Annotated in this window: 7 protein-coding genes and 1 tRNA gene; 6 read left to right on the top strand and 2 right to left on the bottom strand. The window is 46.6% G+C overall.

What is annotated here, in order from left to right; all coding sequences use genetic code 11:
- The first annotated feature begins 16 nt into the window (after positions 1-16).
- Both NFI81_RS17285 and NFI81_RS17280 read left to right on the top strand, forming a co-directional pair.
- Positions 17-90 (top strand) — tRNA-Arg (locus NFI81_RS17285).
- Positions 91-623: 533 nt separating this feature from the next.
- On the top strand, positions 624-869 hold the full coding sequence (locus tag NFI81_RS17280) for a DUF3253 domain-containing protein (protein WP_234611227.1): 246 nt from the start codon (positions 624-626) through the stop codon (positions 867-869).
- Positions 870-909: 40 nt separating this feature from the next.
- Here the strand turns inward: NFI81_RS17280 and NFI81_RS17275 are convergent, their stop codons facing one another.
- Complete coding sequence (locus NFI81_RS17275; RefSeq protein ID WP_234611228.1) at positions 910-4,974, bottom strand: hybrid sensor histidine kinase/response regulator transcription factor; 4,065 nt, start codon at positions 4,972-4,974, stop codon at positions 910-912.
- Between the two features lie 168 nt (positions 4,975-5,142).
- Here NFI81_RS17275 and NFI81_RS17270 point away from each other — a divergent pair, with 168 nt between their 5' ends.
- From NFI81_RS17270 to NFI81_RS17255, 4 genes are all read left to right on the top strand, one after another.
- Complete coding sequence (locus tag NFI81_RS17270; protein WP_234611229.1) at positions 5,143-8,220, top strand: SusC/RagA family TonB-linked outer membrane protein; 3,078 nt, start codon at positions 5,143-5,145, stop codon at positions 8,218-8,220.
- 19 nt (positions 8,221-8,239) lie between these two features.
- Entirely contained in the window at positions 8,240-9,739 is a 1,500-nt protein-coding gene (locus NFI81_RS17265) for a RagB/SusD family nutrient uptake outer membrane protein (protein WP_234611230.1), read from the top strand.
- 49 nt (positions 9,740-9,788) lie between these two features.
- On the top strand, positions 9,789-12,317 hold the full coding sequence (locus NFI81_RS17260; protein WP_234611231.1) for a membrane or secreted protein: 2,529 nt from the start codon (positions 9,789-9,791) through the stop codon (positions 12,315-12,317).
- Between the two features lie 91 nt (positions 12,318-12,408).
- Positions 12,409-13,230 carry an alpha/beta fold hydrolase gene (locus NFI81_RS17255; RefSeq protein WP_234611232.1) on the top strand — a complete coding sequence of 274 codons (822 nt, stop codon included), beginning with the start codon at positions 12,409-12,411 and terminating at the stop codon, positions 13,228-13,230.
- Positions 13,231-13,321: 91 nt separating this feature from the next.
- Here NFI81_RS17255 and NFI81_RS17250 read toward each other — a convergent pair whose 3' ends face one another.
- Entirely contained in the window at positions 13,322-14,569 is a 1,248-nt protein-coding gene (locus NFI81_RS17250; RefSeq protein WP_234611233.1) for a hypothetical protein, read from the bottom strand.
- Between the last annotated feature and the right edge of the window lie 15 nt (positions 14,570-14,584).

Below are 14,584 nucleotides of genomic sequence, written 5' to 3'. Positions count from 1 at the left end.
AATCGGAAAAATAAAAGGTTGCGTAGCTCAATTGGATAGAGCACCTGACTACGGATCAGGAGGTTTGGGGTTCGAATCCCTACGTGACCACAACCAAAGCGCCTTTCGCAAGATTGGCGCTTTTTTGTTTTATCTAAGCCGAAAGATTTCAAACATCTATTCCCGGCCGCAAAGCGGCATCTTCGTTCTGGAAAGCATTATCCCAGCAAGACCTGGATGTCGTTGTTTTTTCATTAGAATAGTAAGTTTGGATTTTTTGAGTTAATCAACTAACCGCTAGTGATTGTCGTTGTGTTTTGACATTGCAAAGTTGGCACGGAAAGCAGCGCAGAAGAATGGATAAAAGTCAATGCAGCTTGTACATTTTTTCCCGGGAATAGAAATTTTACCCGGTAATCTTTAACGAGCTGATCAATGTGCCATCCAGTTCCAGGTGATACAGCATCAAGGGATTTACGCTTCAGATAGGGATAAATTTATCCCTAGTGAACTGCTGAAAGCATATGGTTATATTTGTCATCATGTACGAAAGGAAGACATTTTTCATCAGCCTTTTGCCTTGGTTATCGCTGCATGATCGGCATTGCGGCACATTCTAGACAACCTATTCCAGTAGTATACGCATGCAGCATTACGAGAAAATAGCGACAACCATCCTATCTACTGCCATACATCGTGGCACTGAGAAAAGTACCTGTCCTTCTGAAATTGCACGGATGCTATTCCCTGACGACTGGCGAAAGCATATGAAAGATGTACGCGGGGTAGCCATTGATTTGCATAACAAAGGTAGCATAGCAATAACACAAAAGGGAATACCTGTTGATGTAAAGAATATCAAGGGGCCGGTCCGCATTAAAATCATCTAAAGGCATTACCCACCTTAATATTGTGCCGGTGCGATGTAAGTTACCGGGCCGATAAGTCTATCTCAAACTTCCTCCCCTCCTTCTTCACATACTCCTTCGGCGTCACTCCAAACTCTTCCCGGAAGCATTTCGAGAAATAAGAAAGATTCGAAAACCCAACGTCGTACATGACTTCTGAAATGTTTCCTCCTTTATTTTCAAGCAGCAGCGACGCCTTTTTGATGCGGTACTTTTTAATGATCTCGTTGGCGGAGAATTGGGTGAGTGATTTGAGTTTTCTGGATAAATGTGCGGAGCTCATGCCAATTTCTGAACCCAGAATTTCCACAGTGAAATCGGGATCGGAAATGTGTGCTTCGATAACGCTCATCACTTTTTTGACAAACTTATCGTCCATATTTTCCTTGCCATCTTGGGCGGCCGGTGTCACGATCAGCTCGTGCCGGAAGTAGGCTGTCAGTTCTTTTTTTCGTTGCAAAAGATTGCCTATTTGCGCGTCAAGTAGCTCAATGTCAAATGGTTTGGTAATGTACGCGTCGGCTCCTGTTCTGATTCCTTCGATCTTCTGAGAGGTAAGACTTCTGGCCGTCAGCAGGATTACCGAAAGCTGGCTGGTTTTCAGATCGCTTTTGATTGATTTACAAAAGGTTAATCCATCCATGACCGGCATCATAATGTCGGAAATGATCACATCCGGCAGGAATTCTGAGGCTTTTCTCAAACCTTCTTCACCGTCGCCAGCAATCACGAAACGGTATTTTTCATTCAGACTAATGCGAATAAAATCAACCATATCCGGGTTGTCTTCCACAATCAGAAGCAATGGTTTTTCGGTTCCCGGCAACAATGTCTCCACTTCCGTCTGGTTCGCAAATGCAGCATTGAACACCGGATAAGTGTCGATTTCGCTATCCTGCGCAACGAGCTGATCCGCATTGCCTTTTGGTAACAAAACAGTGAAAACGCTTCCTTTTCCCGGCTCACTGTCCAGGGTTATTTCACCGTGGTGCATTTTTACATATTCAAGGGTAAGCGCCAGCCCGATTCCTGAGCCCATTTCTCGTTTTCTGGACTCGGTTGTTTGGTAAAAACGTTCGAAAATGCGTGCCTGGTCTTCGGCTGAAATGCCTGTTCCTGTGTCTGAGATGCGTATTTGAACCATGCTCTCAGGGGAGTCGGGTGTGTTAATAATGTCAATGTTCAGCTGGATTGTTCCGCCTTTTGGTGTAAATTTAAATGCATTTGAAAGCAGATTGAGGACCATTGTTTCCACTTTTTCAACATCGGCAAACATTTCAAATTCCGGCGTGCTGCTCGTAAATGTATAGTTGATCTCATGCCGCGTGGCTTTGTCGGCGAAGTGGGAATAAAGCTCATGCAGCAAACTCACAATCTCCACTTTGGTCGTGTTCAGATAAAGCGTATCGCTTTGCATTTTCTTAAAATCCAGAATCTGGTTCACGACCCGCAGCAGCCTGTGTGAGTTCTTTTCGGCCAAAGAAATCAGCTTGAAATTATCTGCATTTAGTTTCCCATCCTTCATAATCTGGTGAATAGGAGGCAGGATCAGGCTGATGGGCGTGCGGAGTTCGTGGGAAATATTGGTAAAAAACTGCTCCTTGGTTTGCTCAATTTCCTCGGCATGTGCAATTTCCAGCTTGCTGATCTTCAACTCATTTTCCAGCTTAATGCGGCCCGAATAAATTTTCAATGCAAAATAAATTCCGGCTGCGATCAACACCAGATACAATGTCAGAAAGCCTTTGCTCAGGAAGAATGGCGGGTTAACAATGATCCTCGTTGTGCTCGTTTCGCCGCTCCATATCCCGTTGTTATTGGTCCCTTTTACTTTGAAAATGTACGTTCCCGGCGTCAAATTGGAGTATACAGCAAAATTTTTGTCCCCGGAAGTCGTCGTCCAGTCTTCATCGGCTCCTTCGAGTTTATACGAATACGTGTTCACTTCCGGCTGCCAGAAATGCAATGCCGCAAACTGGATTTCAAGCGCCCGCTGACCATAATCAAGCTCAATTTCGGGCATAAACGAAATGTCGCGGTCCAGGATCACCCGGTCATTGACTTTTTCGCCGATCTCAACTTCCTGGTTGTTCAGCAATAAATTCGTTACAAACACCTTGGGCTGATATCTGTTCGCAATCGCTTTTTCGGGGGAAAATGAGATGTAGCCATTGTCACCGCCAAAAAACAATTCGCCGGAAGCGGATCTGGCGACGCAACCTGCATAGAAACTTTTGAGTGGCAAATTTTTATTCAATGGATAAAACTCGACTTTCTGACTGGCAGGTGCAAATTTTTCAAGAGCCGTGCTGGTAGTAGCCCAAATGTTCCCGTTGCTATCCTCCGTGATCGCTGTCCTGGCTAAACTATGGTTTGGAATTGCGTGAAAAGTGGCTTTGTCGGAGGCTGGATTATATTCGATCAATCCCGTTTCGGTCGCCGCCCAAATGCGCCCGCTTTTTGCCAGAAAGAAGCTGCTGATCGTTTTCCGTTCTGCAACGCGGGCAAATGGAACGACCTTTTTTTTCACGCCAGTTTTTAAGTCCAGTCGAAAAAGCTCATCAAATTCAACGAGCCATAGCGATGCTTTGTCATACAGGAACTTGTCTGTCTCGGCTTTTGAGAACAGTTCAAAATGCAGGTTTTTCGGCGTCTGTAAATCGCCATTTGCGCGAAAAATACCGCCTTCCCAGGTTCCTACCAGCAATGAGCCGTCCAATGTTTCCACGAAATTATTAATGTAATTCGAAGCAAGTCCATTGGTTTTACTGGCCGTAAGCGCCTGCATTGCCTGTTTTTCATCATCCCAGACATTAATTCCCGCCACCGTCCCGATCCAAATGCGCCCGTCGCGGCCTTCATGCAAAACGGTGACATTGTTGATCAGTAACCGGCTTTTTTCAGGGGAATCCACGTCAAATTTCCGGCTTTGGCCTGTCTTCGGATCATAGCGGATCATGCCGTGCAATGTCCCGATCCAGTAAATGCCGTTTTTGCCAACTACAAAAGATTTAACCTGATTACCAATCGTTTGCTCGCCAAATTGCTGGGTGACCCGGTGATATTGGTACAAATTGTCAAGCTGATTTATCTTACTGATCCCATTGGAAGTCACGAACCAGAGCACACCCGCCTGATCTTCAAAAATCTGCCAGATTACATTGTTAGCAATCGAATAGGGCGACTGCGGATTATGAAAATAACGTTCGTTTTTGCCACTCTGCGGGTCATAGACATTTAAACCAAAATCAGTTCCCAGCCACACATTCCGGTCTTTATCGGTGTAAATGGCTTTCACCACATCATTACTAAACTCAATTTCGTCGCTTTGATTTTTGTGCTCGCCGGTAATGGTGTTAAAGCTGCAAAGGCCCGTATCTGTGCCTACCCAAATCAGTGAATCGTTCCCGGCAACGGCTTTAATGTCGCAGATCAGGTTGTTTTTCAAAGGCGAAGTTCCTTTTCTTTTCAGGTCAAAAACCGTGAAAGTTTTTATTTTCGGATTCAGTTTATTCAGCCCATCGTAAGTCCCAACCCATAATGTGCCCTTTTTATCCTGAAATATTGTACGGACCGTGTTGTGACTGAGTCGGCTGTTTTGCGTCGTGAGCGTTTCGAATGATCCGTTTTGCGCGTTGTACCTGACAAGCCCCGAAACTGTACCAAGCCAAAGCTGGCCCTCGCGATCCTTCGAAATACAACGTATATTAGTATTCGTTCCAGTGGCAATGCGGGTGATGGCGAAGGTGATTGTGTTAATTTTGCATAACCCTTTCCCGGTCCCGATCCAGAGATTGTCGCCGTCGGCATAAATCGCCTGCACGCCGTTGCTTGGAATGGAATTCGCCGTTTCTCCTTTTTTGAAAATCCTGAAATGATAGCCGTCGTAACGCGCCAGTCCGTCGCCGGTTGCTATCCAGATGAAGTTATTACGGTCCTGCACGACTGCATTGATGAGGTTGGTCGGCAAGCCTTCACGGATGGAGAGCGAGTTGAAGAATTTTTCCTGTCCGCGTGTATGCAGGCAAGTCAGTAATAAAAAGAAAATAGTCCCCCACGTTCTGCTGATCAAATCGGCCCGATGCATTCTCTTTTGGTGTAAAAACTGACTTTTTGAACAAAAAATATAATTTATGCCAGACAAATATCAGAAAATTATCGCTTTGCGTCAGATTATTTCTAATCGAATTTCAGTGGTCAATTTACCTTGCAGCATGAAATTACAATGAAAAATCTAAACTTAATCCATCATCCGATGAAGAAAAAATTACTGCTCCTGCAGATTTTCCTGATGGCTTCCTGCACGCTTCTTTTTGCGCAGCAGGCGGTTGTAAAGGGGAAAGTGACTGACAATTCCGGCGGTGGGCTGCCCGGGGTGAACGTGGTGTTGAAAGGCAATAACAGTGGGACTTCCACGGATCAGAATGGCGACTATTCGCTGAATGTGCCGACGGGAGATCAGGTGCTTGTTTTTTCTTTTATAGGTTATATCAAACAGGAAATCGCCATTGCAAACCGAACGACAATCGATGTTAAACTGGCCGCAGATACGCAGAATCTGGACGAGGTTGTCGTAGTTGGTTATGGAACAACGGCCAAGCGGAACCTGACGACGGCCATCGCGAAAGTGGATCCTACCAAAATCCCGACTTCGGCCAATAACAATGTTTCGGAACTGCTTTTTGGTCGTGCGGCGGGTTTGCAGGTGACGCAGCAAAGCTCGCAGCCGGGTGGAAATATCTCCGTTTCAATCCGCGGGAAAGGCGATCCTTTGCTGGTGATTGACGGTGTTGTATATCCAAGCAGCAGCATGGAGCCAGGCAATGGTTCTGTTGAAATTCAGGGTGTTAACCGAGGCGGATTGGCGGGTTTGAATCCCAATGACATTGAATCCATTGAATTCCTGAAAGACGCGAGCGCGGCAATTTATGGCGTTTCAGCTGCCAATGGCGTAATGATCATAACGACTAAAAAAGGAAAAGCGGGCCGCATGAGTGTGACTTACGATGGCAGTCACTCATTTTCTAATAACATGCCTTACCTCAAACCGCTGAATGCAGCCGATTATATGCTGTATTACAATCAGTTGAGCAAAGATAAATACCAGTCGGACCGGAACATGGCGCCATTTGGGAATGTTGCTTCCGACCTGAGCGGCTATGCACAAAAATACACGGATCAGGAAATCCAAAGTGCAGGCGTTGGAACGGACTGGCTGGACCAGGTTTTACGTGCGGGCAGCGTGGACAACCACAATGTAAGCGTCAATGGCGGCACTGAAAAGGCGACTTACTTCTTCTCGGGTAACTATTTCAATCAGGTTGGCTCAATGAAAAAGTCCGATTTGACTCGATTTTCGGGCAGGTTGAATGTGTCTTTTGTTTTGAGTAAAATATTCAGGCTTAATGTAAATGTGAATGCAAACCGCAATGCTTACACCAATCCGCAGGCGGGCTGGCAAACGGGTGGCTCGGGTAACCAGGGCTTTAATGCTTTGCAGGCTGCATTGGCGTATCCTTCCAATGTTCCGGTTTACAACACAGATGGCACTTTCAGCCAGTTTGCCGTGACCGGAAATCCGGTTTCATTATTGGATATCAAAGACAAAACGAAGGCGCAAGGCTTGCTTGCGAACACTTCGCTGGACATTGATATTATTCCAAACACATTGACTGCCAAGTTGCTATATGGCAATAACAGCGAATATTCGGTTCGTGATTTTTACATTCCGGTGACCGTCTTCTATGGACAACTTTACCGGGCGCGGGCTTCTCTGGCTCAAACGCGCCGTCAAAACCAGACGATGGAAGCGACCATGTCCTACAAAAAATCATTCGGCGACTGGCTGAACCTGGATGTCGTGACGGGCGTAGGCCAATATCTGGAAGATTTCTCCGGTTTCAGCATCGAAACTTCCAACATGCAGGATGCGATCAATACGGACAATCTCGGTTCTGCCACTGGTCCGAAGATCGTTGGCTCTTATCGGGGCATCAACAAGCTGCGCTCGTTCTTTATCCGCAGCAATTTCGATTTTCTGGACCGTTACCTGCTTTCGCTGACGGTTCGTCGCGATGGTGCAGACAAGTTTTTCCCGGATAACAAATACCAGTATTTCCCATCGGTTTCAGCGGGTTGGAAGATTAATAATGAGGCATTTATGCAGGATATTAAAACCATCAGCACATTGAAACTGCGTGCGAGTTATGGCACCACGGGCGAACGTCCGGGTAGCGTGGCTTATGGTGCGTATGGGGCTGATCCTAATGCGGTTACCTTCAATAATGGCTCGGTGGTTTATTTCCCTTACCGTCTCACGGCATTTGATAATCCAAATTTGCGCTGGCCTATTACGAAGACATTCAATGCCGGTCTGGATTTTGGTTTGTTCAAAGAGCGCATTACCGGTTCTGTGGACGTTTTTACAGAAAATCGCACGCGTTTGCTGAGCAGCGCGACGACACAGCAATTGTCAATCATCTCCACTTCACCGATCAACGGCGGACATCAGCGTCGTAAAGGTTTTGAGGTGAGTTTGAATACGGAGAATGTGAAAACCAATGATTTCAGCTGGAATACCACATTCAATGTTACGCATTTCAAAAACCGCTGGGTGGAGCGTTTCCCGAATGATCCGCCTGCACAATATGGCAATGTGAATGATCCTGTGGGCGGCGACATTATTTATGTATACCAAACCAACGGCATTTTGCAGGCCGGACAAGAGGTGCCCGCGTGGCAGCCAGCCGGAGCAAGCAAGCCTGGTAACCCGCTTTTTGTGGATAACAATGGAGACGGCAAACTGGATTTCAACGATGTGAAAAGTTACTCGGGCATTCCCAAGGCGATCATCGGGTTTGGTAACAATTTCACTTACGGCAAATTTGACCTGAGCGTGTTCATGTATGGTCAATATGGGGCTTGGGGCAATGATTTCACGACATTATGGGGTGATCCTGTGGGTTTATTGTCGGGAAATCAGAGTGGTACGGAGCGGATCAAGGACGCTTGGAGCACGGCAAATCCGACCGGAACATTGCCAGGCGCTGCATATAACGAGGCAGCGATTGCGCTGGATGCAGGACTGGATACCCGGCTTGCAAAAAGGGATTTCATGCGCATCCGTAACATTACATTGGGCTACACCATCAATTCCGGCGGGTTGACCAAATATGTTAAAAGTGTGCGGCTTTTCGCTGACGTGCAAAACGCATTCATCCTGACCGGCTTCAAAGGCGTCGATCCGGAAATCCAGGCCAATTCGATCAAAGGCGGACCGGCTCCTTACCCGATGGTGAGAACGTTGTCCGTTGGTTTGAAGGCTAATTTTTAACATCCAGACATTCAAAATCATGAAAAAGATAATCATAGCCAGCATTTTAGCCGCCAGTTTGTCGATCAGCGGCTGCGAGAAAAACTTTGATCCGGTGCTGACCGGCGTGCTTTCCCCGGCCAATTTCCCAAAGACGGAAGCGGACTTTGAACTCTATGTATTGCAAGCCTACAAACCTTTCGGTTCCAAATGGGGATATAGCGATGTGGAATACCAGAATATGTTTTTCAGCCCCGAATACGGTCATTTGGCCATGTTCGATCTGCCTTCGGACCAGATGAATATTTTCACCGAATGGGGCGGCTTCTGGGAGTTTTTCAGCAAAGGGGATTTCACATTTCTTAAAACGCAGGGCAAGCAAAGCCATTTTGAAAAAGTGCGCTACATTACCCGCATGACGCAAGTGATTGCGGACGTTGAAAAATCAACGCTCAGCGACGCATCAAAGAACAAATTTATCGCCGAAGCGCGCATGGGACGCGCCTGGACCATGTATTATCTGCTGCATATGTACGGCCCGGTCCCTATCATTCTGGACGCATCCAAAATCAATACCGACGCAGAAAGTGACCTCACTCGTCCTTCAAGGGAATCTTATGTTTCCACAATTTCGGCAGATTTGAATTTCGCGGCGGAACATTTGGAACTGAGTCCTTCCGAATATGGGCGGTTTAATAAGGGATTGGCATTGGGGATGTTAACGAGACTTTATCTCAATGAAAAAAACTGGGCAGAGGCTGAAAAAGCGGCCCGCGCAACGATCGCATTGGGTAAATACAGTTTGGTAACAGACTATGCAGGGCTTTTTCGCGAGTCAACAGAAGTGAATTCAGAAACTATCTGGGCTGTAAGCTGCGACCCGTTATCGACTGGCGAGGCCAGTGGAAATTTTAATGCGCTGGTCATGTATTGCCTGCCCGGCGACTTTAAAAGTACGAAAGTGAACGGAGGCTGGGCAAGCCCGAGCGGCGTTTTCTGTCCTACCTGGGCGTTTTACGATACATTTGACGCTGCCGACAAAAGAAGAAATCTGCTCATCCCAACTTACACCGACAAATCTGGAAAAGCCAGAAGTCGCGCCAACATGCGGGGCCCGGTTTTGAAAAAATATCCTGACGAATCAACCCCCGGAGCAGATCTGCAAGGCAATGACATTCCTGTGCTGCGCTACGCCGATGTGCTGCTCATGCTCGCTGAGGCCATTAATCAGCAAGCCGGCCCGACTGCGGAAGCCATTGGATTGGTAAATGAAGTGAGAACCAAACATGGCGGCGTTGCGGGGTTACCGGCCGCAGCTACGGTATCCAAGGTTGCCTTCAACGACGCTATTCTGCGCGAACGCGGCTGGGAATTCTACTTCGAAGGCATCCGTAAAATCGACCTCGTACGTCATGGCAAGTGGGCATCCGCATTGGAAGCGGCCGGAAAAGTAACACACGGACCGTCAGAGCTTTTCCCTGTGCCACAATATGTGATCAATGTTGGGGAAGGAAAAATCGACCAAACGAAGGGTTATTGACCTTTTAAATACATTTAATTGTAATTAACAACATTCAAAATCTGCTGATATGAAGCTTGCCGGTGCCTTTCTTTTCTTCCTCCTTTTTGCGGGTCAAATGGCTTTTGCCCAGCAAACCAATGATGTGTATGTTGACAAAGATGGCGTGATGCGCTGGGGGGCGACGAAGGAGGAAGTGCATGGTTTTGGGGTGAATTACACGGTTCCTTTTGCCTATGCTTACCGGGTGGCAAAGCAGCTGAATGTGTCTCCCGAAAAGGCAATTGATGATGACATTTACCATTTTTCCCGGCTGGGTTTCGACTTATACCGTGTCCACGTTTGGGACACGGAAATAAGCGATACGCTGGGTAATCTGCTCGAAAATGAGCATTTAAAATTGCTGGATTATGCATTGAAAAAGATGAAGGAGCGGGGCATTAAATTCGTGCTCACGCCGATTGCTTACTGGGGAAACGGCTGGCCGGAAAAGGACGAAAAAACGCCCGGTTTTTCCCGGAAATATGGGAAAGCGGCATGTCTGACCAATCCGGACGCCATTAAGGCGCAACAAAATTATCTGTATCAGTTTCTGAATCATGTTAATCCTTACACGGGCGTTGCTTACAAAAACGAGCCGGATCTGATCGCATTTGAGATCAGTAACGAGCCGCAGCATGGCGGAAAGACGAGCGAGGTGACGGCATTTATCAATGGTATGGTGACTTCCATGCGCAGGACCGGCTGTAAAAAGCCGGTCTTTTATAACATCAGCCATAGCATTCACCTGGCTCAGGGTTATTTTGATGCTGATATTCAGGGTGGTACGTTTCAATGGTATCCCACCGGTTTGCAGTCCAAGCACGAGATCATGGGAAATTTGCTTCCAAATGTGGATGACTACAAAATCCCCTTTGCTGCCAATCCGAGGTTCAAAAAAATGGCGAAGATCGTCTACGAATTCGATGCCGCCGATGTGGGACGAAGTTACATTTATCCTGCTATGGCCCGCAGTTTTCGCACCGCGGGCATGCAGCTCGCCACGCATTTCGCCTACGACCCAACGTTTTTCGCCTATGCGAACACCGAGTACGACACGCATTACATGAATTTAATTTACACGCCGCAGAAAGCATTAAGTCTGAAAATTGCGTCGGAAGTTTTTCACAATGTTCCGCTTTATAAAGATTTCGGGAAATTTCCGGCAGACACTTCTTTTGGCGATTTCAGAGTGAGTTACAGTGAGGATCTGGCGGAAATGGTGACGAAAGAAAAATTTATTTACACAAATAATACAGCTACCATTCCGCCGAATGCAGGTTCATTGGAGCATATCAGCGGCTCCGGAAATTCTGCTGTTGTGAAATATGAGGGAACAGGAGCCTATTTTCTGGATAAATTGGAAAGCGGCGTCTGGCGGCTTGAAGTTTTACCGGATGCGATCTGGGTTGAAGATCCTTTTGGCTTCAATAGTTTGGATAAAACGCTTGCGGTCATTAACTGGCGTCAATGGCCGATGTCCGTTCAGCTGCCTGATCTGGGAAATGATTTTGAGATCAAACCATTGAATGCAGGAAATTCAAATACGTCTTTGAAGTCGTTAAAAAACACTGTTGACATTTCTCCCGGCACCTATACGCTGGTCAAAAAAGGTGTTTCGAGCAAGTTCAATGCGGATAGCAAATGGAAAAACATTACGCTAAACGAGTTTGTCGCCCCGGCAACGACATTGAAGAAAACCTACGTGCTTCACAAGCCGATCCAGGAAGTTTCGGCGGGACATCATGTGGATATGAAAGTTCAAATTGTCTCTTTAAAACAGCCTGAGGGTGCGGAGGTTCGTATTTTGAGGAAAGATGGAAAGTCTGAGCATTTTAAACTATTGCACGAACAAGGCTATCATTACTCAGTAAAGATTCCGGCAACAGCTTTGGATGGAGATGTTGTCAAATATTACGTCATAATCAGGGAAAGCGGAGTGGAAAAACGTTTCCCATCCGGGCAGGAAGCCAATGCATTAGAAGGTGATAATGCAGCAACTTTCCAAATGCGCGTTCTGCCCAAATCTGCGCCGGTTACCCTTTTCAATGCAGCCACGGATCATGAGCAGCTGTTAAGGCCTTATCTAAAAACGTCGCGGCTAGCTTCAACCGGCGAAAATGGCGCTTCCGAGTTAAATATCAGTCCTGAGAAACCGGAAGACTATGCCATGCGATACAATTTCAAGGCCAAAATAGCTGGTCGGAATGGGGATGTTTTGAATAAGAAAAAACTGACCTTTCATGGTCACGCACTCAATCAAAAATCTTGCGCCGTTCAGCTTGCATTGATCGGTAAAGATGGCTCGGTATTCGGAGCGACATTGAACATTGAACCAAAAAATGGAGCTTATGCAGTTTTGTTGAATGATCTTAAAACGGTAGATTTCAAAAGCTTACCGCGCCCTTATCCAGGCTTCTTACCTTATGCTTTGCTCACTACACCCGAAAGCAGCAAATTTAATCTGAACAACATTGAGACATTGCAGATTTCGATTCTGCCGACAAAGGAAACAAAATCGACTGCTGGCATTGCGATTGGATCTGTGACATTGGATTGAAATTAATGCAAGATTAATGTTTGGTTTTTGAAAAACAGTCCGAATCTTACGTTATTGCCCGGAGGATTTTCACTTACAAAAAACAAAAATCATGAGCACGTTGACGTTAAAAGATGGGGCCATAATGTTCTATAAGGACTGGGGCACCGGGCAGCCTATCGTCTTTCACCACGGATGGCCGCTTTCCAGTGATGACTGGGATAATCAAATGATGTTTTTTCTCCAGCATGGTTTCCGCGTCATTGCGCACGATCGGCGGGGACACGGACGTTCTTCCCAAACCTATCAGGGTCATGAAATGGATACATACGCTGCGGATGTAGCTGAGCTTGTAACGCACCTGGATCTGAAAGACGCCATACATATCGGTCACTCCACGGGTGGCGGTGAAGTGATACGTTATGTGAACAAGCACGGGAATGGCAGGGTGGCAAAAGCAGTGCTGGTAAGTGCTGTAACGCCGATAATGGTGCAGACAGAAAGCAACCCGGACGGTATACCCATGAGCGTGTTTGACGAAATTCGTTTGATGACCGCCACACAACGGCCGCAATATTTCAAGGATTTTTCGAGCGCTTTCTATGGTTACAACCGGGAAGGGGCAGTAGAAAAGCAGGGAATTCGCGACAACTGGTGGCGGCAGGGAATGATGGGCAGCATACTTGCGCATTACGAATGTATAAAAGCATTTTCTGCAACGGACTTTACCGAGGACCTCAGCAGCGTGGATGTTCCTGTGCTGGTGCTGCACGGTGAAGACGACCAGATTGTGCCGTATCAGATCACTGCATTGAAAGCGGTTAAACTTTTGAAAAATGGTAAACTGATCACTTATCCGGGTTTTCCACACGGAATGCCCACAACAGAAGCTGAAACCATCAATAAGGATATTTTGGAGTTCATTAAAGAGTAATGTCAGTATTATCTGCGCAGGCTAGCGGCCAGAGTATACTAAAAGGCCGGGCAGATGGATTCTGCCCGGCCTTTTCTATAAAATTCGACCATTATAATGTAATGCCGAACCCGGTTCTGATCGCAGCCAGCATGCGCTTTGTATTTGGCTGCGGATTCAGGGTGTTGTAGCTGCCATGCAGTGATAGGTCAATGTAGGCCTTCTTGAACAATGTTTGCTGAAATCCTGCGACAGCCCCGACGCCGAGGTGTTTTTCCGCCCTGCCTTCTCCAAAGATGGTTTCACTATGATAATAAACAAAATCACTGTGCGGGCCGAAATACATGCCGGAAAGATTCTGCCCTCCCAAGCCTCTTCTAATCGCTTCTTTCTGAGTGAAATAGTAACGTAATTGTAACGACGGCCATATCTGCACGTCGTTGCTGACATTTTTAGATTGTGGTGCCGTTCCGTTGGAGACCATTCGCAGGTAATCAGTAGTGACTTGTCCGTTAAGTGACAATGGGCCGCTGCCTATTTTTCGCTCATATGCCAGCCCGATCATGCCTTGTATAAACCGTGAGGATAAATATATTTTTGGCCATAAAAGCTTCCATTGCTGCTGCACAATTTCATCGCATCGTAACACTTCGCAAACAGGCAAGTTCTTGTTCCTTTTCCAATCGCCAAAGGCCAGGCCCATGCTCGTTCGTGACGAAATGGCAAAATCGGCTGCTTTATGAATGCCGTATGCAAACTGAAGCGGATAATGCCCATCTAAATATTTTTGATAGGACGCCCCGATCGCAAATTCGATCCGGCCATTGTTGAGAAACCTTCTCTGTAAGCCAAATTCAACGCCGATTGTTGATAACTGATAATCGACCTCCGCTTTTCCCCAACGTTTTCCCGCGACAATGGCCACGTAATTGCCTGTAAAGTTATTCACGCTTACGCCTTGATTGATCCTGCGTTTCATGTCATAATACCACCGTCCGTAAAGGTTACCATCCAGCATGCCGTTGAAACCGATCTTACCCCCCCATCCGCCGTTGATTAGGACATCTGTTCCGATAGAAAAAGAAGGAGCAATTTTGTACTCATAACCCAGGCCGTAGAATATGGTCTGAAACGCATTGTTGTCCACAGCAAACAAGTAATTGGGAGCAAATGTCAGGGTCAATTTAAACATATGCCTGGTTGGCACTTTCGTCATAAACACATTCTCATACCTGTCGACAAATCGCTGCTTACTGATCGTGTCCTGCTCTTGTGAAAAAGTAACCGGGATGCTATCCTGCGCAATCACAGCCTGCCAGAGAAGCGGGTAAAACAGAAAAAGGTAAATGAGTTTCTTCATGACCAAAAAGTATTA

Source organism: Dyadobacter fanqingshengii (genome assembly GCF_023822005.2).
In the GTDB taxonomy this organism is placed as follows: Bacteria; Bacteroidota; Bacteroidia; order Cytophagales; family Spirosomataceae; genus Dyadobacter; species Dyadobacter fanqingshengii.
Note: the sequence above shows the minus strand (reverse complement) of the source record. Positions and strands in the feature narration are given on the sequence as shown.